Annotated in this window: 17 protein-coding genes and 2 tRNA genes; 3 read left to right on the top strand and 16 right to left on the bottom strand. The window is 72.6% G+C overall.

Going from position 1 to position 18,929, the window contains the following annotated elements; genetic code table 11:
* The first annotated feature begins 25 nt into the window (after nt 1–25).
* Nucleotides 26–784 carry an IclR family transcriptional regulator gene (locus tag IO20_RS0116305; RefSeq protein ID WP_030552822.1) on the top strand — a complete coding sequence of 253 codons (759 nt, stop codon included), beginning with the start codon at nt 26–28 and terminating at the stop codon, nt 782–784.
* Nucleotides 785–860: 76 nt separating this feature from the next.
* Nucleotides 861–934 (top strand) — tRNA-Lys (locus IO20_RS0116300).
* Nucleotides 935–1,000: 66 nt separating this feature from the next.
* Here the strand turns inward: IO20_RS0116300 and IO20_RS0116295 are convergent.
* The 5 genes from IO20_RS0116295 to IO20_RS0116275 all read right to left on the bottom strand — a co-directional run bounded on the left by IO20_RS0116295 (nt 1,001) and on the right by IO20_RS0116275 (nt 7,926).
* Complete coding sequence (locus IO20_RS0116295; protein WP_030552820.1) at nt 1,001–1,660, bottom strand: response regulator; 660 nt, start codon at nt 1,658–1,660, stop codon at nt 1,001–1,003.
* On the bottom strand, nt 1,594–3,009 hold the full coding sequence (locus IO20_RS0116290) for a sensor histidine kinase (protein WP_078946104.1): 1,416 nt from the start codon (nt 3,007–3,009) through the stop codon (nt 1,594–1,596). The genes IO20_RS0116295 and IO20_RS0116290 overlap by 67 nt, the downstream gene beginning before the upstream one ends.
* A 244-nt stretch (nt 3,010–3,253) precedes the next feature.
* Nucleotides 3,254–3,847 (bottom strand): lytic polysaccharide monooxygenase auxiliary activity family 9 protein, encoded by a 594-nt coding sequence (locus IO20_RS0116285; protein ID WP_030556609.1) that lies wholly within the window; start codon nt 3,845–3,847, stop codon nt 3,254–3,256.
* Between the two features lie 130 nt (nt 3,848–3,977).
* Nucleotides 3,978–6,446, bottom strand: a complete 2,469-nt coding sequence (locus tag IO20_RS41415) for an SPFH domain-containing protein (RefSeq protein ID WP_245684966.1) — start codon at nt 6,444–6,446, stop codon at nt 3,978–3,980.
* 25 nt (nt 6,447–6,471) lie between these two features.
* A complete protein-coding gene (locus IO20_RS0116275) occupies nt 6,472–7,926 on the bottom strand; it encodes a peptidoglycan-binding protein (RefSeq protein WP_030556605.1) in 1,455 nt (484 codons plus the stop codon).
* A 184-nt stretch (nt 7,927–8,110) separates the two neighbouring features.
* Here IO20_RS0116275 and IO20_RS0116270 point away from each other — a divergent pair.
* Nucleotides 8,111–8,184: transfer RNA gene (locus IO20_RS0116270), tRNA-Lys, on the top strand.
* A gap of 60 nt (nt 8,185–8,244) precedes the next feature.
* Here the strand turns inward: IO20_RS0116270 and IO20_RS0116265 are convergent.
* From IO20_RS0116265 to IO20_RS0116215, 11 genes are all read right to left on the bottom strand, one after another.
* Complete coding sequence (locus IO20_RS0116265) at nt 8,245–8,925, bottom strand: class F sortase (protein WP_030556603.1); 681 nt, start codon at nt 8,923–8,925, stop codon at nt 8,245–8,247.
* Between the two features lie 2 nt (nt 8,926–8,927).
* Entirely contained in the window at nt 8,928–9,584 is a 657-nt protein-coding gene (locus IO20_RS0116260; RefSeq protein ID WP_030556601.1) for a PT domain-containing protein, read from the bottom strand.
* A gap of 73 nt (nt 9,585–9,657) precedes the next feature.
* The gene (locus IO20_RS0116255; RefSeq protein ID WP_030223957.1) at nt 9,658–10,437 is read right to left on the bottom strand and encodes an HAD-IIA family hydrolase; all 780 of its coding nucleotides are present in this window, start codon (nt 10,435–10,437) and stop codon (nt 9,658–9,660) included.
* 185 nt (nt 10,438–10,622) lie between these two features.
* Complete coding sequence (locus IO20_RS0116250; protein ID WP_030556599.1) at nt 10,623–12,158, bottom strand: alkaline phosphatase family protein; 1,536 nt, start codon at nt 12,156–12,158, stop codon at nt 10,623–10,625.
* A 150-nt stretch (nt 12,159–12,308) separates the two neighbouring features.
* Nucleotides 12,309–13,367, bottom strand: coding sequence for a 2-aminoethylphosphonate ABC transporter substrate-binding protein (locus tag IO20_RS0116245; protein ID WP_030556598.1), 1,059 nt, complete (start codon nt 13,365–13,367; stop codon nt 12,309–12,311).
* A gap of 47 nt (nt 13,368–13,414) precedes the next feature.
* Nucleotides 13,415–14,230: an ABC transporter permease gene (locus IO20_RS0116240; RefSeq protein WP_030556596.1), complete on the bottom strand. Its 816-nt coding sequence runs from the start codon at nt 14,228–14,230 to the stop codon at nt 13,415–13,417.
* Complete coding sequence (locus IO20_RS0116235) at nt 14,217–15,116, bottom strand: 2-aminoethylphosphonate ABC transporter permease subunit (protein WP_030556594.1); 900 nt, start codon at nt 15,114–15,116, stop codon at nt 14,217–14,219. Before IO20_RS0116235 ends, IO20_RS0116240 begins: the two co-directional genes overlap by 14 nt.
* On the bottom strand, nt 15,106–16,161 hold the full coding sequence (locus IO20_RS0116230; RefSeq protein WP_030556592.1) for an ABC transporter ATP-binding protein: 1,056 nt from the start codon (nt 16,159–16,161) through the stop codon (nt 15,106–15,108). The genes IO20_RS0116235 and IO20_RS0116230 overlap by 11 nt, the downstream gene beginning before the upstream one ends.
* Entirely contained in the window at nt 16,158–16,868 is a 711-nt protein-coding gene (locus IO20_RS0116225; protein ID WP_030556590.1) for a phosphonatase-like hydrolase, read from the bottom strand. Before IO20_RS0116225 ends, IO20_RS0116230 begins: the two co-directional genes overlap by 4 nt.
* A gap of 5 nt (nt 16,869–16,873) precedes the next feature.
* Nucleotides 16,874–17,995, bottom strand: a complete 1,122-nt coding sequence (locus tag IO20_RS0116220; RefSeq protein WP_030556588.1) for a TIGR03364 family FAD-dependent oxidoreductase — start codon at nt 17,993–17,995, stop codon at nt 16,874–16,876.
* A gap of 133 nt (nt 17,996–18,128) precedes the next feature.
* Entirely contained in the window at nt 18,129–18,896 is a 768-nt protein-coding gene (locus IO20_RS0116215) for a GntR family transcriptional regulator (protein ID WP_030556586.1), read from the bottom strand.
* Nucleotides 18,897–18,929: the final 33 nt, after the last annotated feature.

The following is an 18,929-nucleotide window of genomic DNA, read 5'->3' as shown; positions in this document are numbered from 1 at the left end:
GGTCACAACCTGGTAGGGGGAAACCGTGGCGCTGAAGCCCGAGCCCACCGCGCCGTTCCACTCGGTGCAATACGCCCTGCGCGTCCTCGAGACGGTCTCGCGGCACGGTGGCGGAGTGACAGACGTCCAGATCGCGCGCGAAACCGGCCTGCCCGTCGCCCACCTCGCCTCGCTGCTCCTCATGCTCCGCCGTGAGGGGTACGTGGAGCAGGTCGCCGACGGCGCGTACGTGATCGGGGACTCCCTCGTCCTCCTCGGCTCCGGCATGACCCGCCGCGAAGCCCTGGAGGCCAAGCTCCAGGAGACCCTGACGGAGCTGCGCGACTCCGTCGGCGCGGCGGTGTACATCAGCCGGTACATCGACGGCGAGGTGAAGATCACCCAGTTCGCCGACGGTCCGCGCACGCCCAAGGTCAACGAGTGGGTGGACTTCCGCTCGGCCGCGCACGCCAGCGCGGTCGGCAAGTGCCTGCTCACGCAGCTCGACCTGAACGGCCGCCGGGACCACCTCTCCCGGCACAAGATCGCCCGGCTGACCTCCCGGACGATCACCAACGAGCGGATCCTCTTCTCCAAGCTCGACAGCCAGCCGGCGACGGTCCCCGTGCTGGACCTCCAGGAGTACGCGGTGGGCACCGTCTGCGCGGCCGTCCCGCTGACGGCGGGCTCCGCCGTGGGCTGCCTGGCGCTCTCCCTGCCGATCGAGCACGCGCACCGGCTGCGCTCGGCGGCCGACACGCTGAACCGCAGGGCCGCGCCGGTGGTGCTCTCCCTGGCGATCTGAGGACATGGAAGGACCTGGTCCCGCGGGGTGGTCGGAAGCACCCCCCGGGACCAGGTAGTATTTTCTCTGTCAGCAGGCGCCGCTAGCTCAGTTGGTTAGAGCAGCTGACTCTTAATCAGCGGGTCCGGGGTTCGAGTCCCTGGCGGCGCACAGACAGAGAAAGCCCCTCGCGGAAGCGAGGGGCTTTCTTGTCATGCCCGTCAGGCCCTGAGTGCGTCAGGCCCTGAGGTACGTCAGGACGGCGAGGACCCGGCGGTGGGTGTCATCGGCCGGCGGCAGGTCCAGCTTCGCCAGGATGTTGCCGATGTGCTTGCCGACGGCGGCCTCCGTCACCACGAGACGGCGGGCGATCGACCCGTTCGAGAGGCCCTCCGCGACAAGGCCGAGCACCTCGCGCTCCCGCGGGGTCAGCGCCTCCAGCGGGTCGCGGTGCCGCCGGAGCAGCTGCCGTACGACCTCGGGGTCGACGACCGTCCCGCCGTCCGCGACCCGGCCGAGGGCGTCCAGGAACTCCTCCACCTGCCCCACCCGGTCCTTGAGCAGATAGCCGACACCGGTGCCGTCGCCCGCGTCGAGGAGGTCGGCGGCGTAGCTGCGCTGCACGTACTGGCTGAGGACGAGGACCGGCAGGGCCGGCCGCTCGGCGCGGAGCGCGACCGCGGCCCGCAGCCCCTCGTCCTGGAAGCCGGGCGGCATCCGGACGTCGGTGACGACGATGTCCGGATCATGGGCGGCGACCGCCTCGCGCAGGGCGTCGGCGTCGCCGACGGCGGCGACGACCTCGTGGCCGAAGCGGGCCAGGAGCCCGATCAGTCCCTCCCGGAGGAGGACGCTGTCCTCGGCGAGGACGACGCGGAGCTTGCGGCCGGTGCCGATCGCTCGGCCGGTGCCGGTTTCTCGGCCGGGGCCTGGTTCTCGGCCGGTGCCGGTTTCTCGGTCTGGGCCTGGTTCTCGGTTCGGGTCTGGTTCTCGGTCGGTGCGGGACACGGGATCTCCACTCGCAGGACGGTCGGCCCGCCCGGCGGGCTCATGATCGTCAGTGTGCCATCGAGGACGGCGATCCGGTCGGCGAGACCGGTGAGTCCGCTGCCGCGGGCCGGGTCCGCGGCACCCCGCCCGTCGTCCTCGACGACGAGCCGCAGGACGCCGTCCACGTGCCGGGCGGTGATCTTCGCCTGGCGGGCACCGCTGTGCTTGCCGATGTTGGCGAGCGCCTCGCAGCCGGCGAAGTAGCCCGCGCTCTCGACGGCGGCGGGCAGTCGGGGCAGGTCGCCGTCGATGGCGAGGGCGACGGGGACGGCCGACCGGTCGGCGGCGTCGGCGAGGGCCGCGCCGAGCCCGTAGTCGGCCAGGACCTGCGGATGGATGCCGTGGATCAGCTCACGCAGTTCGGTCAGCACCTGGCCGGCCTCCGCGTGGGCCTTCGCCAGCTGGTCGGCGAGCGGCCCCGGCGGGGCGTCGAGCCGGGCGAGGCCGAGGGTCATGGTGAGGGCGACCAGGCGTTGCTGGGCCCCGTCGTGCAGATCGCGCTCGATGCGGCGCCGTTCGGCCTCGAAGGCGTCGACGAGCCGGGCCCTGGAGGCGATGACCTCCCCGATCCCGTCCTGCGGCCCGGTCTCGCGGGGCGCGAGCAGAGCCCGGGCGAGGGCCGCGCGGGCGCCGGCGACGGCGGCGAGGGGGTAGGCGAGGAGGACGAGGAGGACCGCCCCGGCGAGGGCGGCGGCGAAGGCCTCGGGATAGGAGGTGACCAGGTACGCCTTGAGCACCTTGGCCTCGTGACCGTCCACCGCCAGCTGGAGCGGAGTGCTGAGGAGGGCGACGGGCAGGCCGATGCCGACGGCGAGCGCGATGAGGTCGAGCGGCCACAGGACGGTGGCGAGGAGCAGGGCGTACGCGAGCTCCCGCCAGGTCGCCTGCTCCCCCACCCGGAGCCGGAGCCAGGCGGCGAGACCGGGCGCGGCGGGGACCCGGTGCGGGTCGGGGGCCGGGTCCAGGTCGACGAGCCGGAGCCGGAGCCGTTCCACCCCGCCGACGGCGGGGCCGGAGAGGAGGAGCAGCGGCAGCCCGGCGAGGAAGAGCGAGAACACGCCGAGCACGAGGAACACGAGACAGGCGGCGGCCCCGACGAGCGCACCGGTGGCGAGATACCCGGCGGCCCGCCAGGGCCAGGAGCCGCGGGGGAAGCGGGGCCGGGTGAGTGCCTGCCAGGGGTTACGGGGGTCCATGGACGCCCACGGTAGGCGGGGCGCGGGAGGCGGGGCCATGGGCCTGGGGGGTGGGAGGGAGGTAGGGGTGGGCCTACCCTCCGGGCGCCGGGGCGGGTCGGTTCGGCGCCTGGGCGGGGCGGCCCCGGCGACGGCGACCCCCGTGAGGGCCGCCGCGCCGGCCGGAGCGGGTGCTCCGGCGGGTTGATCGAGCAGGATGCCGGGGTGCGGCTCGCCCCCCGGCACGGGTGGCGTCAGGCCGGCGTCAGAACTGGACGTCCGAGCAGGCGTAGAACGCGTTCGCGGTGTCCGCGACCGTCCACACCGCCAGGATCAGATGACGGCCCGACTTGCCCGCGGGGACCGTCCCGGAGTGCGAGAGGGTCGCCGGCGGCTGCTGGCTGTTGTAGGGGACGGTCAGGAACGGCTGGGGGTCGAGCGCGGCCCGGGTCAGCTTCTGACTCGGGTCCCAGCCGTTCCTGGTGATGTAGTACTTGAAGTCGGTGGTGCGGTGCCGGGCGGTGAACTGCCAGCGGAAGCTGTAGCTCTGCCCCGCCGTGAGCCTCGTGGCGGGCCACGTACCGCCCCGGGGGTCGTCGAGCTGGGCGAACTGGGTGAGCCCGGCCGAGCAGATCTTGCCGTCGGTGGGGCCGGCGGCGGGGAAGCCCTTGAGGCCCTCGACCGACTGCGGCTCCCACTGTATGGAGCCGCAGTTGGTCACGGTGCCGTTGGCGCAGAGCTTCTGGCGGCTGATCGGCGAGTCGGTGTAGCCGTGACTTCCGGCGCTACCGGTGGCGAGGAGGGTGGCGCCGGCGACGCCGAGCGCCACCACCGCCGCCCCGACTGACTTTTTGCGCATGCTGTCGCTCCAGGAGAACGTGGGGGAGTTCCGTTGGGTCGTGCGCGCACGCGTGCGGGTCTTGCGGGTCGTTCATTTTGGTCTGGACCAAGTACCAAGGTATGGACGGAAGTTGAACATGTCCATCCCCTCAGGCCCCCTCCACCGGACCCGTCCGACCCGTGTAGAACGCCACCGTCAGGTCCTTGACCAGCGCCTTGCGCTCGTAGTCGTCCAGTTCCACCAGACCACGACTGGTCAGCCGGTGGACCACGTCGTCCACCGCGTCCACCACCGAGGTCAGCACGCTGTCCCGGTGCTTCGCGTCGATCGCCGCGATCCGGCGCCTGCGCATCGCCGCCGCGACCTCCGGCGCGTACTCGATCCGCGTCGGCTGCGCCGAGAACACGTCCACCCCGACCGGGGCGCACTCCGCCGACAGCATCCGCGTCAGGGCCTCGCCGACCGCCTCCGCGTCCCGGAGCGTCGGGGCGTCCTCGTGGAAGGCGTCCGCCGGAAGCTGCGAGAGGACCCGGGCCATCGCCGCCTCGACCTGCTCCCGCAGGTAGTCCTCGTGCCCGTCGACCCCCAGGGCCGCCCGGACCGTGTCCCGCACCCGCCACACCACGAGGACGGTGACGTCGAGGGCGGTGCCCTTCGCGTCGACGGACGACAGCGGCTCGCTGCGCCAGTGCCGGAGCCGTACGTCGACCCTGCGGCGCAGCAGGAGCGGGCTGACCCAGACCAGACCGGTACGGCGGACCGTGCCCCGGTAGTCGCCGAACAGCGTGAGCACCCAGGCGTAGCCGACCCGGCCCCGCCCGAGACCGCCCAGTGCGAACAGGGCGAGCACGACGCCGAGCGCGAGCAGCGCCCACTGGCCGAGGTGGATGCCGTGGTACGGACGTTCCGGCAGCCGCAGCATCCGCGCCGCCTCCTCCGGCACCGCCCCGGTCCACCACACGATCGCCGCGCAACCGGCGAGCGCCGCCGCGCCGCCGATCACCCCGACCCACCCCGGCAGCACCGCGCCCGGCCGCTCGACGAGACCGGGGTCGGCGGTGGGGGCGGGCCGGGAGGTGGAGGCGGTTGCCTTGGTGGTCTGAGGACGCTTGGGCGTCGGTCTGGCCTTGGACGGGGACATGGCGGGAGCCTGGGCAGTGGACCTGGTGGGGGACTTGGTCGCGCCCTTGGCCGCGGGCTCGGATACGGGCTTGGTCGCCGTCCCGGTCTGCGGCTGGATCTTCGACGGGGCCGGAATGGCGGGCCCCCGGCCGTTCGTCTGCGTGATGGGCGCGGCCATGGCGACGGTGTCGGGCCCCCCGTCGTCGGCGCCCGCCGCCCGGCGCACGACGGTCTCCGGCTCGTCACGGAACAGCAGGTGGACCGGGATGGAGCCGGTGGTCTCGGCCCCGATCACGTTCTTCCGCCGTGCCACCCGCACGACGGCGGCGACGGGCACGGCGACGGTACCGACGCGGGCGCCGGTGATCCGCCCGAAGTCCGGGGCGGGGGCGCCGCGCTCGGCGACGGCGGTGGAGGGGGCGGGGCCTGTGGCGGAGGCGGGGCTCGTGGCGGGGGCGGGACCCGTGGCGGAGGCGGGGCTCGTGGCGGAGGCGGGCGCGGGCGCGGGGCTCGTCGGAGCGTCCGGGCCGGCCTTCGCGTCGGTGACCGCTGCCGGGACCCTGCCCGGAATCGGGACCGGCTCCTGAGCGCCCGGCCGTGCGGTGTCGCCGGGCGCCTCCGGCGAGGAGGCACGGTGCCGTCCCGCCGACACGCCGACGGCGGGCGGGAACTCGGCCGAGGCCGTGGCTGTGGCCGGGGGTGCGGTAGGGCGTGCGGTAGGGGTGCCGGGGGGCGTACCGGTGGCCGACCCGGTCGCGGCCTCGTGGATGCGGCCGGCGGAAGGCGGCGTGCGGTGGACCGGCGTCGACGACGACGTACCGGAGGGCCCCTCGATCAGACGGACCGACGCCATGCCGGACGGGCCGGCGGAGTGCGTCGGCGACGTACGGGGAGCCCCGGCCGGGTGCGTCGGCGGCTCGCCGGACCGTTCAGCCGGGCGCACCGGGGAGGCCGCGGACGCGGACCCGCCCCCATCAGGCCCGGCCTGGCCGCCCCGTGACGCGCCGGAGTCGGACCCGTCCCGCGTGAGCTTCGGGACGACGCCCGCAGAAGCGGCCGGAAGGCCCGGCGGATTCAGTGACGTACCGCCAGGAACCGGGCGCACGGCGGCAGAAGCGGGGGCTCCGCCGTCGCTCCCGTCCGTCGCGGGGGGCGCCGCCGCCCCGAGGGGCGTCCCCGCACCAGCCGGGGCGGGCGTCTCCGCCTCGCCGACGGGCGGAACCGCCACCCCGGCCCCGGCGGCCGGAGCCTCCGCCGCTCCCCCGGCGACCGCGACCGCGACCGCCGCCTCGCTCCCCGTGGCCCGGACCTCCTCGGTCCCGTCGGGAGCCGCCGCCGGGTCCTGGGGGGCCGGCCCGGGCGGGGTGCCCGGGGGTGCTCCCTGCGGAGGGGACGTGCGCGGAAGGGTGCCGTCCGTCAGACGTCTGGCGGTGCGGGCCGCGTCACGCGAGGCCGCCGCGCCGGAGTCCGCGGGGTTGGGGGGCGATGCCGTCATTCGGGTCCACCTCATGCTCTCGGGGTCATCGGAACAAACGCCGCCAGGTCTCCGGGCCCGGGTAGCCGTCGGCAGCCGCACCGCGCCAGCCCTGTGCCCGCTGGAACGCCTCGACGTTGCGGCGGTCCGCCTCCGTCCAGCGCGGACCGGGTCCCGACAGGTAGTGCTTGCCGAAGCCCCGCTTCACCAGTTGTTTGCCCAGCTTCTCCACATATGCGTTGGATTGGCCCGGACGGAAGGAGCCACGCCCGGGAAATCCCGTCGCATTCGAACTCGACCCGGCCGAACCACCCGAACCGCCGATGCTCTTGCCCCCGCCGGTCACGAGGAGCTTCCACGTCTGTGGGCCGGGCAGCCCGTCCGCATCCTTGCCCTTCCAGCCCTGCGCCAGCTGGAACGCCTGGGTCGCGCGCCGGTCCGCGTCGCCCCACTTCGGGCCGGGCCCCTTGCTGTAGTACTTCTTGCCGCCGCGGTCGACGAGGAGCCTGCCGAGCTGGGTGACGTACGCGTTGGAGGCGCCCGGACCGAACATGGCCGTCCCGGGGTACGGCGTCGCCGTGGGCGTCGCCCCGCCGCCGGTGCTGCCGCCGCCGCTTCCGCCGCTGACCACGCCCTTGTAGCGGTAGGCCACGTACCGGTTGGAGTTCTCCCAGTACGCCAGGGGCGTCGCCTGCCTGCGGGTGCGCGGCTTGGTCTGCTCGTAGGCGATGTAGGAGGTGTGGGTGTAGTCGGTCCAGCCACCGAAGATCGTGACGTGGGAGCCGCGCGTCGGGTTGGCCGGGTTGTGGAAGAGCAGGATGTCGCCGGGCTGGAGCTCGGTGCGGTCGACGCGGTCGGCGAAGCGGTCGAGGCTGCCGGTCCACTCGTTGCTGCGCAGGTTCCAGGCCATCGAGATGTAGCCGGAGCAGTCCTGGCGGTAGCCGTCGGACCAGTACTTCTCCATGGAGTACGGGACCTGGGCCGTCACCCACAGCTTGGCCCGGTTGATGATCTCGGACCGGGTCGTCTTCCGCAGGGTGCCGGTCGAGACCTGACTGGTCGTCGGAGTCGCGATCGGGGAGGGCTGGGGCCCGGGGCCCGGCGCTCCGTGCAGCGGTTCCGGCCCGCCCTGCGGGGTGTCGGGCCGCGGGAAGTCGGCGGTACGGACCGACTCCGTCGTGTCCGTCGTGTCCGTCGCGTCCTTAGTGTCCGTCGTGTCCGTCGTGTCTGTCGCGCCTGTCGCGCCCGTCGCATCCGTCGTTTCCGCCGGGGTGTGCGGGCCCGCCGGCGGCGGGAGGGCCGTCGCCACCGAGGCCCCGCCTCCACCCAGGACCACGCCCGCCGCCGTCACCAGGACCAGGGCGCGGCGGGCGCCGTGGGCAGCGGGGTGGCCGCCCGCCCGGACGGGCAGGCCAAGCGCGAGGTCACGCCGCTGCCGGGCGCACCCCGGGCAGCCGCAGTCGGCCGCTGGTTCGAACTCCTCGAAGACCGGCACGCTCATGCGATTCCCCTCCACACTCGTCAAGATCTTTTGACCCTTGGTTTTGGGCGTCAGTGTCTCAACTGTCTGGTCATATCGCATTTTGACGGATTAAAGGCTCGATGCGACCATCCGACAGGCCGGTGGTGACCGATATTGGTCGGGAGCACACCCGCACGTCAGGTAGAGTTCTCTCTGTCAGCAGGCGCCGCTAGCTCAGTTGGTTAGAGCAGCTGACTCTTAATCAGCGGGTCCGGGGTTCGAGTCCCTGGCGGCGCACGCAAAGTCAAGACCCCCTCACCGATGGTGAGGGGGTCTTGACCGTTTTCGGCCACCGACTCAGACGCCGGCGGCGGCCCTTTCCGAACCCGTCAGATACGCCGAGACCACCACGTTCGCCGAGTACGTGCCGGCCGCGCGGTCGAAGGTCCCGCCGCAGGTGATCAGGCGCAGCTCGGCGCGGTGCGGCTCGCGGGCGCCGTAGACCTTCCGGGCGTCGAAGTCCTCCCGGGAGTGGACCTGGACGTCGTCGACCGTGAATTCGGCGACCGACCCGTCCATCCGGGTGACGCGGACCTTGGCGCCGGGACGGGCCGCGCTCAGGCCGTAGAAGACGGCCGGGCGGGTGTCCGTGTCGACGTGTCCGACGAAGAGGGCCGGGCCTGCCGCGCCCGGGCGGGTGCCGGAACCGAACCAGCCGACCGTGTGCGGCATCTCGTACGGCGGCGGTTCGATCGCCCCCGTGCCGTCCAGGCCCCGCGCCACGACGGGCGCGGTGATGCCGAGGGAGGGGATCTCGATCCGCCGCGGTGCGACGGGGGCGAGCGGATCGTGGGCCGGGGGCAGCGCCGCGCCGAGCGGGCGGCCGACGGCTGCGATGTCGCCGGTGGTCGGCGCTGAGCTGCCGCCGGGACCCTCGGTGGCCTCGCGGCCCCAGAGCCAGAGCCCGACGAGCAGCAGCGCCCAGGTCACGCCGGTGACGAGTCGCCCGGTGCCCGCCGGGCGGGATCCGGACGACATCGTCACTCCGTGTCCGTACCGGAGCCGGTGGTGCGGCGGCGGGAGCTGCGGAAGGCGACCGCGACGGCGGCGACGGCGGCCAGACCGAGGCCGAGCAGGGTGTACGGGGTGCCGAGGCCGCTCTCGCTCGTGGTCTGGGCGACGCCGGGGGCGGCCGGCGCGGCGAACGCGGCGGTGCCGCCGCCGCCCGCGCGGACCGGGGCGACCGGGCTCGCGTGGTGGGTCGGCTTCCCGGTCGGCCTCTCGATCGGCCTCTCGGTCGGCTTCTCCGTCGGCCTGCGCGTCGGCTCGTGGGTGGGCTTGCGGTGCTGGACGTGGACGGTGCCGACGTCCGGGTGGTCGTGGCCGTCGCAGGTCACGCTCACCTTGTACGTACCGGTCTCGAGACCGGACTTCACCGTGGTGTCGCCGAAGAGCGGCTTGCCCCCGCCGTCGCGGCCGGTGAGTTCCGTGTCGGCGACGAACGCCTGGGACTTGGCGGCACCCGTCGTGCCCTTGCAGCCCTGGACGCGCACGTCGATGTCGGCGCCGGGCGAGGCGGTGGACGGGGTGACGGTGACCTTCACCCCGTCATGGGCGTACGCGCCACCGGCGGTGGGCGCCAGCACGAGCAGCGCGGCCGCCCCTGCGGCACGGAGAGCAATGGGACCTGAACGCATCGTGACCTCCTGGTACTGGCAGGGTCACCCGGATCCGTACTGATCGCATCCGCAGGGGCTCGACCGAGGGCCGCTACACGCGGTCGACGATGTCCGCGATCGAGTCGACGATCTTGGACGGGCGGAACGGGAAGCGGTCGATCTCCGCCTGCGTCGTCAGGCCCGTGAGCACCAGGAACGTCTGCATCCCGGCCTCCAGACCGGCCAGGATGTCGGTGTCCATCCGGTCGCCGATCATGGCGCTGGTCTCGGAGTGGGCACCGATCGCGTTGAGACCGGTGCGCATCATGAGGGGGTTCGGCTTGCCGGCGAAGTACGGCTCCTTGCCGGTGGCCTTCGTGATGAGCGCGGCGACCGAGCCGGTGGCCGGCAGGGGGCCCTCCAGGGAGGGGCCGGTCTCGTCGGGGTTGGTGCAGATGAAGCGGGCGCCGGCGTTGATGAGGCGGACGGCCTTCGTCATCGCCTCGAAGGAGTACGTACGGGTCTCGCCGAGCACCACGTAGTCGGGGGCGTGGTCGGTGAGGACGTAGCCGATGTCGTGCAGCGCGGTGGTGAGACCGGCCTCGCCGATGACGTACGCGGTGCCGCCGGGGCGCTGGTCGTCGAGGAACTTGGCGGTCGCGAGGGCCGAGGTCCAGATGTTCTCGACGGGGACTTCGAGGCCCATCCGCGCGAGGCGGGCGTGCAGGTCGCGGGCCGTGTACATCGAGTTGTTGGTGAGGACCAGGAAGGGCTTCCCGGTCTCCCGCAGCTTCTTGATGAACGCGTCGGCGCCGGGGATCGGCACGCCCTCGTGGATGAGGACGCCGTCCATGTCGGTCAGCCAGGATTCGATCGGCTTGCGCTCTGCCATGGGTGCGGGACTCCTGCCGTACTGACGTGCGGTGTACTGGGGGCGCCGCGACAGCGCTGTGGCGACGCCCCCAAGCCTAGGGCCTGCCCGCCCGCGCAGACTGGGTCAGGGAGCGGGCTCCGGTGCGTGCAGCTGCAAGGCGGAGGAGGTCCTGGGTCAGGATGTCCTGATCTTGACCCTGGTGATCAGGATGCGGTGACCTTCACCCCGTCGATCGTCCAGTACCAGTTGTTGGCGCCGGTGTAGCGGAAGCGGAAGCTCGCGCTGGTGGCGCCGGCGGGGACCGCGACCGTGAGGGACTGCGGCTTGGAGATCACGTCGGCCGTGTAGCTCTTGACCGGAGTCGGCGTGCCGCCGTTGAAGCTCACCAGGACCTGGGCGGACTGGGCGCCCTCCTGGCGGTAGAAGGTCGTGAAGTCGAGGGTGACCCTGGACGCGCCGGAGACGCTGTACGCGGGGGTCACGAGGGTCGAGTCGTACGTACCGGAGAACGTCTTGTCGGCCCACTCGTCGGAGTCGGCGACGGCGAAGACGCCCCGGGCGCGGACGTTGAGCTCGCGGGACTGGTCGCGCTGGGTGCGGGACCAGAACTCGTCGGTGGCGAAGGACCAGCCGCGCCACTCGGTCATGCCGCCGGTGCCCATGGCGCTGTTGATGACGGACCAGCCGCTGGGCGCGGTGTGGGTGAAGCCGAGGACCCCGACGGGGATGCCGGTCTCGTCCACGCGGCCGGAGAGGGACCCGTGGAGCGCGTCGAAGGGGTCGGCGGAGCGCTCCTGGATCGGCTTGCCGTCGAGGCCCCAGGACGGGTCGGGGGTGATGCCGAGCTGGTGGTAGACGGTGGCGGCGACGTCGACGAGGCGGGTGTCGATGGGCCGCAGCCCGGCGGCGATGCCGGGGCCCTGGGCGAGGACGAAGGTGCGGCGCTCCTCGATGGCGGAGCCGCCGTGGCCGCCGCCGTCGGTGTGGCCGTGGTCGGTGGTGACGATGACCGTCCAGCGCTCGGTGGCGTACCCGGGGCGGGCCTTGATCGCGGCGAGCAGCCGGCCGAGGTAGGCGTCCTGGACGTCGATGGCGTCGAGGTACCGCTGGCTCGCGGCGCCGTAGCTGTGACCGGCCGCGTCGGTCTCGCCGAAGTAGACGAAGAGGACGTCGGGGTTCTGGTTGCGCAGGATGTCCTCGGTGATGTCGGTGATCACGAGGTCGTTCACGGCGTAGTCGTTGTTGTAGACGATCTTGGCGTCGGCGCCCGCGGTGACCGTGCCGTGGGTGTCGAGCTCGGGCCAGTCGACGGCGGCGAAGAGGGAGAGCTCGGGGCGGATCTGGTGCAGCCGGGCGAGGAACCCGGGGTACTGGCCGTAGTTCTTGCCGGTGAAGCTGTTGTCCTTGACGCCGTGCTTGTCGGGCCAGACGCCGGTGGAGATCGTGGACCAGCCGGGGCCGGAGGAGGTCGCGGCCATCGGGTTGGCGTAGAGCAGGGAGCGGCCGTAGGTGCCGTTCGCGATCAGGGACTTGAGGTGCGGGGCCTTGGCGGCGTCGATCCGGTCGTACCGCAGACCGTCCATGCCGACGACGAGCACCTTGTCCTTGCTGGTGCCGTTGGGGAGCGTGGGCGAGGCCGCCCGGGCGGCGGGGGCGGCGGCGAGGCCGGTGGCGGCGACGGCCGCGGTGGCGCCCGCGGCGGCGAGCACGGTGCGGCGGGAGATGCCGGTGATCGGCATGTCGGAGTCCTCCGTGGAAGTCCGTGGAAGGGGGAAGGGGGTGCGGGCGTGCCAACGCCCCTGATTCCTCAGGGGCGTTGGTCCGTACCCGTTATCTTTCCGCGATGTACGGAGGTGTTCCAGGGTCGTGCGGTGAACTCTTGGTGCCGATCAGCTTCCGGTCGCGGACTTCCAGGCGTCCACGTACGCCTTGAGGTTCTCGTCGATGTCGGACCAGTCCGGCTCGAAGACCTCGACGTCCACCATCAGCTTGGCGAGTTGGATGGCGTTGGCGTCGGTGGCGTTGACGTCCTTGCGGGCCGGGAAGCCGCCGCCGATCGCGCTGACCTCGCGCTGCGCGCCCTCGCTCAGCATGAAGTCGAGGAGCTTCTTGCCGTTCTCGGTGTGCGGGGCCCCGTTCACCAGGCCGGCCGCGTACGGCAGGGCGAAGGTGGTGGGCTTTCCGCCGTCCTTGGCCGGGAACCAGATGCCGAGGTTCGGCATGGACTTGGACTGGGCGAAGTTCATCTGCACGTCGCCGTTGGCGACGAGGAGTTCTCCCTTGTCCACCTTGGGGGCGAGCTTGGAGGTGGAGGAGGACGGGCCGACGTTGTTGGCCTGGAGCTTCTTCAGGTACTCCATGGCCGGCTCCTTCCCGCCGAAGTCGTGCATCGCCTTGATGAGGACGGCGGTGCCGTCGCCCGCGACGCCGGGGGTGGAGTACTGGAGCTTGTTCTCGAACTTCGCGTCGAGCAGCTCCTCCCAGGTCTTCGGGGCGGCGGGCAGCTCCTTCTTGTTGTGGATGAAGCCGAAGTAGTTGTTGACGACCGAGGTCCACTTGCCGTCGCCGGACTTGTCGCCGCCGTCGACCTGGTCGGCGCCCTGGGGCTCGTACGACTGGAGCAGGCCCTTGGAGTCGGCCTGCTGGATGAAGGGCGGCAGGGTCACGATCACGTCGGCCTGGGTGTTGCTCTTCTCGCGGAGGGCGCGCTGCACCATCTCCCCGGAGCCGCCCTCGACGTACTTGACCTTGATGCCGGTCTTCTTCTCGAAGTCGGCGAAGACCTTGTCGTACCAGCCGTCGCCCGCCTCGCCCTTGAGGCCGTCGGCGCTGTAGACGGTGACGATCTTCTCGTCGGAGGCGGCGGGGGAACCGCCGCAGGCGGTGAGGCTCCCGGCGAGGACGAGGGAGCCGGCGAGGGCGGCGATCGGCTTGGCGTACGTGCGCATAACGTCGTTTTCTCCTAGCGGAAGGAAGCGGGAGGGAAGCAGGGGCTCTAGCGGTACGAGGCCTTGGTACGGATGCGGGAGACGGCGAGCAGGGCGAGGAGGGTCGCCGCCATGAGGACCACGGCGAGCGCCGAGCCGGTGAAGAGGGCACCCCGGTCGGTGCGGGTGAAGATGAGCACCGGGAGCGGCGTCCAGTCCGGCGGGTAGAGCATCATCGTGGCGCTCAGCTCGCCCATGGACAGGGCGAAGCAGAGCCCGGCGGCGGCGTTCAGGGACGGCAGCAGGAGCGGCAGTTTCACCCGGAGCAGGACGTACGAGGGGCGGGCGCCGAGGCTGGCCGCCGCCTGCTCGTACATCGGGTCGAGCCGCACGACGGCCGCCGACACCGACTGGTGGGCGAAGGCCGTGACCAGGACGGTGTGGGCGAGGATCACGATCCAGCGGGTGCCGTTGAGGAGCACCGGCGGCTGTGAGTACGCGACGAGGACGGCGAGGCCGACGACCACGGACGGCACGGCGACCGGCAGCATGAACAGGGCGTCGAGGAACCTCTTGGCCCTTCTGCCCCACGGGCCGCCGGCGCCGAGCGCGGCTCCGGCGAGCGCCGCCCAGGTGCCGGCGGTCAGCGCGATCAGGCTCGCGGTGACGGCGGTGACCAGGCTGGTGGTGAGGGCCTGGAGGGACTCTCCGCGCACGGCCGCCGCGTAGTGCGCGGTCGTCGGTCCCGAGGGGAAGGCGCCGGACCAGTTCGTGGAGAACGAGGCGGCGACGATGACGAGGAGCGGGAGGGCGAAGAGCGGGACGAAGAGGACGGCGAACCCGGCCCACGCCGTCCATCTGCCCGTTCGGCTATGCACCAGCACGGCGGCTCACCCCCCGGTAGAGGACGTAGAGGCCCACGGAGAGGGCGACGTTGACGACGGCGACGACACAGGCGGCGGCGTAGTCGGATTCGAGGATCGCCTTGCCGTAGACGAGCATCGGGAGGGTCGTGACGCCCTTGGCGCCGGTGAAGAGGACGATCCCGAACTCGTTGAGGCACATGACGAGGACGAGGCTGCCGCCCGCGGCGAGCGCGGGCAGCGCCTCGGGCAGGATCACCTGCCGGACGATCCGCAGCGGCCGGGCGCCGAGCGAGGAGGCGACCTCCAGCTGGGCCGTCTCCATCTGGGAGAAGGCGGCGAGGAGGGGCCGCATCACGAACGGGGTGAAGTACGTGATCTCGGCGAGGAGGACGCCCCAGGGCGTGGTCAGGAACTGGAAGGGGCCGGTCGTGTCACCGGTGACGTCCGTCCACAGGCCGTTGGCCATGCCGACCGTGCCGTAGAGGAAGAGCAGGGCGAGCGTGATCAGGAAGGACGGGAAGGAGAGGAAGACGTCGATGAACTTCGACACCGCCTTCCCGCCGGGGAACGGTACGAACGCGATCACGACCGCGAGCACGAAGCCGAGGACCAGACAGCCGGCGGTGGAGGCGACGGCGAGCCACACGGTGGTGACGAGGGCCTCGCGGAAGGACGCGGAGGCGAGGACGTCGGCGTAGGCGCCGGGGGCCAGGGACTCCTGGACGACGAGCGCGAGCGGGTAGAGGAAGACGACGGCGAGGACGGCGACGGGCGGCAGGGCCCAGACCCAGGTGGGGATCGTGCGCGGTCCTGTCGTGGGCAGGCGTTCCGCGGGGGCGGAGCCCGTGGGCACAACGCCCGTTGCGGGGTGCTGCTCGACGAGACCTGGAGCCCTAGTGGCCATCGTTCACCCCTGCGGCCAGCAGCACCGCGTCCTCCGGCGCGAAGTGCAGTGTCACCTCGGACCCGAGCAGCGGCGTCTCCCGCAGTTCCCGCACGTCCGCCTTCACCCGGTGGCCGCCGGTCTCGACGTACAGCCGGTGGGTGGAGCCGCGCCACTGGACCTCGGTGATGCGGCCCCTGAGCGCGTTCGGGCCCTCGCCGAGGCCGACGAGGTGCGGGCGGACGCAGAGGGTGGCGCCCGCGCCGGGGGCCGCGTCGCCGGGGGCGACCTTCAGGTCGGTGCCGTCGAAGGTGACCCCGTCGGCGGTCACCGTCACCGGCAGCAGGTTCGCGTTGCCGACGAACGACGCCGTGAACTCCGTACGCGGCCTGCGGTAGAGGTCCCGCGGGGTGCCGCAGTCCTGGAGCCGGGCCTTGTCCATGACGGCGATCCGGTCGGCGAGGGTCAGCGCCTCGACCTGGTCGTGGGTGACGTACAGGATCGACACGTCCGGCAACTCGCGGTGCAGGCGGGCCAGTTCGGCGAGCATGCCGGAGCGCAGCTGGGCGTCGAGCGCGGAGAGCGGTTCGTCGAGGAGGAGGACCTTGGGCCGGATGGCGAGCGCCCGCGCGATGGCGACGCGCTGCTGCTGGCCGCCGGAGAGTTCGCGGGGGTACCGGTGGGCGTAGGCCGCCATGCCGGTCATCTCCAGGGCCTCGGCGACCCGGCCGGGGATCTCGTCCTTCGGCGCCTTCCGGGCCTTCAGGCCGAAGGCGACGTTCGCCTCGACCCGCAGGTGCGGGAAGAGGGCGTACTGCTGGACGACCATCCCGATCCCCCGCCGGTACGGCGGGAGGGCGGTGACGTCGCGGTCTCCGATGAGCACCCGCCCGGAGACCGGCCGTACGAATCCGGCGACGGCCCGCAGCGCGGTGGTCTTGCCGGAGCCCGAGGGCCCGAGGAGGGCCATGACCTCGCCGGGCTCGACGGTCAGGTCGAGCCGGTCGAGGACGGTGGTGCCGCCGTACGCGACGGACACGGCGTCGAAGCGGATGCCGCTGGTCATGCCTCGAACTCCCGGAGCAGCGCGGGGAGTCCGGCGATGGAGGGCAGGACGCGGTCGGCTCCGTGCTCGGAGAGCGCGGCCTCGCCGTGGGCGCCGGTCAGGACGCCCGTCACGATCCCGGCGCCGGCGCGGACGCCGCTGAGCATGTCGTACGAGGTGTCGCCCGCGACGACGATCCGGCGGACGTCGTCGACGGCGCCGGTACGGAGGAAGGCGGCGAGGACCATGTCCGGGTACGGGCGGCCGCGGCCGCCGGCGTCGGCCGGGCAGAGGGTGAGGCCGACGAGGTCGCGCCAGCCGAGGGCGTCGAGGATGGCGTCCTGGGTGACCCGGGCGAAGCCGGTGGTGAGGACGACGGTCCTGCCCTGCTCCTTGAGCGTGGCGATGGTCTCGGCGGCGCCCGGGATCGGGGCGATGCGGCCGTCGGCGACGAGTTCGCCGTACGCCTCCTCGAAGGCGAGGTTGGCCTGCCGGGCCCGGTCCTCGTCGCCGCCGAGGAGGTGGCGGAAGACGGAGATCTTGGACTCGCCCATGGTGGCGCGGACGTGGTCGATCATCGTGGCGGGGTCTTCGCCGAGGCGCTCGGCGGCGACGGCGAAGGCCTGTTCGACGAGGCCGTCGTCGGCGACGGTGGTGCCGGCCATGTCGAGGACGACGAGGTCGTGCTTGGCCGTGTGCTTGGCCGTGTGATTGTTCGTTGAGGTCATGGGGTTCACCAGCCCAGTTCGTTCGCGGTCGTCTCGGCGATGGCGGGCGAGCAGGTCATGCCCCGGCCGCCGGGTCCCGTCACCAGCCACACGCCGTCACGGACCCGCTGGCGGTGCACGACCCGGCTGGTGTCGACGCACTGCGCGTACACCCCGGCCCAGCGCCGCCTGATCTTCGGCAGCGGCCGGCCGAGGAAGGACTCGACGACGCGGGTGAGGTGCTCGTAGGGGTCTTCGAGGGTGTCGAAGGCGAAGGGGTGCTCGTACTCGTGGGTGTCGCCTATGGTCAGTCCGCCGTCGAGGCGCTGCACCATGAGCAGCTGCATCTTGTGGGCGGCGGCGGTGGGGTCCTGCGGCTGCGCGGCCTGGAGCGCGTCGAGGGCCTCGGAGGCGTAGGCCGGGTAATAGCGGAAGGAGTCGGCGTCGGCGACGGAGGTGGTGAGCGGCTCGCCGAGGGGTTCGGTCTGCATCATCTGGAGCCGGACCCGGCGGACGGGTATCTCGCCGGCGACCTCGCGGACGAGGCCGGAGAGCCAGGCGCCGGTGCACAGGACGACGGCGTCGCCGGTGTGGACCTCGCCCTGGTCGTCACGGACCGCGTTCTCGCCGACCACGTCGCGGACCTCGCGGTTCGGCAGGAACGTGTACCTGCCGGTGGCGAGGAGGGCCTCGCGGAGGGCGAGCTGCGCGAGGCGCGGCTCGACGGCCGCGTCCCGCTCGCACCAGAGCGCGGCCTCGAACGCGCCGCGCAGGGCCGGGTTGACCGCGCGGGCCTCGTCGGCCGTGAGCAGCTTGTAGCCGCGGGCGGCGGCGTCGGGCCGGGCCACGGCGGCCTCGGCGACGGCCAGCTCGTGGGCGTTCCGGACGGGGGTGAGGGAGCCGATGGCCCGGAAGCCGAGGCCCGGGACGCGGGCCCCGATGCCCTCCCAGAGTTCGCGGGCGCGCAGGGCGGTGTCGAGTTCCTCCCCGCCCGCCCGTCCGCTGACCCAGATCTGGCCGAAGTTACGGAGGGAGGCTCCGCGCGCCTCGGCCTCGCGCTCGATGTGTACGACCTCGTGGCCGCGTTCCACTGCGTGCCAGGCGTGCATGGTTCCCACCACGCCGGCTCCTACGACGATCACCTTCATGCCGACGACGGTCGCGGCGGCGGGTGGCCCGGGCGGGGCCGGTGGGCGACGGGACGGTGAACGGACCGACAAGCTTGGACCAGACCCGTTATCTTCTTGTGATGTTACAGGGGTGGGGTCGGCCGGCTCTCTGTCAGTTCTGCTCCCCCAGATGGGCCGTGAAGCTGAAGCGGTCGCCCCGGTAGAGCGTGCGGACCCGCTCCAGGGGGTGCCCCGCGGTGTCCCGGGAGACCCGGTGGAGCAGCAGCATCGGGAGGGCGGGCGGGGTGCCGATGAGCAGGGCCTCGCGCGGGGTCGCGAGCACCGTCTCGATGCGCTCGTCGGCCGTGCCGAACGAGATGCCGAGCCGGTCGTGGAGGTAGGCGTAGAAGGAGGAGTCCGGATCGAACTCGACGTCCAGGCGCGGGGCCCGGGCCTCGGAGACGTACGTGCTCTCCAGACCGACCCGCTCGTCGTCGGCGAGCAGCACCCGCTCCATGTGCCAGACCGGCTCGCCGTGTCGGGCACCGACCTCCGGCGCGAGCGCCTCCGGACAGGGGAACCGGTCGAGCGAGATCAGGCTGCGGCCGGGGCGGCGGCCCTGGCGGCGCACGCCCTCCGTGTAGCTCGCGAGCGACAGGGGCTGTTCGAGCTTCGGGCCCGCGACGACCGTGCCCCGGCCCTGGCGGCGCAGCCGCCCCTCCAGGAGGAGTTCGCGCAGTGCCTGCCGGACGGTCTCGCGGGACACCTCGTACCGGACGGCGAGGTCACGCTCGGTGGGCAGCAGCCCACCCTCACCCAACTCGTCGACCATCACGGTCAGTTTGGCCTTGACGGCGTAGTACTTGGGCACGCGGCCGTGCTCCGGGATGCCGGAGCGGACGGGGGCGCCGGGGGCGCCGGGGGTGTTCTGGTAGTTCACCGGGGGATGGTCGCAGACGGGGATGAACGGGAA

This window comes from Streptomyces exfoliatus, assembly GCF_000725545.1.
GTDB lineage: Bacteria > Actinomycetota > Actinomycetes > Streptomycetales > Streptomycetaceae > Streptomyces > Streptomyces exfoliatus.
Note: the sequence above shows the minus strand (reverse complement) of the source record. Positions and strands in the feature narration are given on the sequence as shown.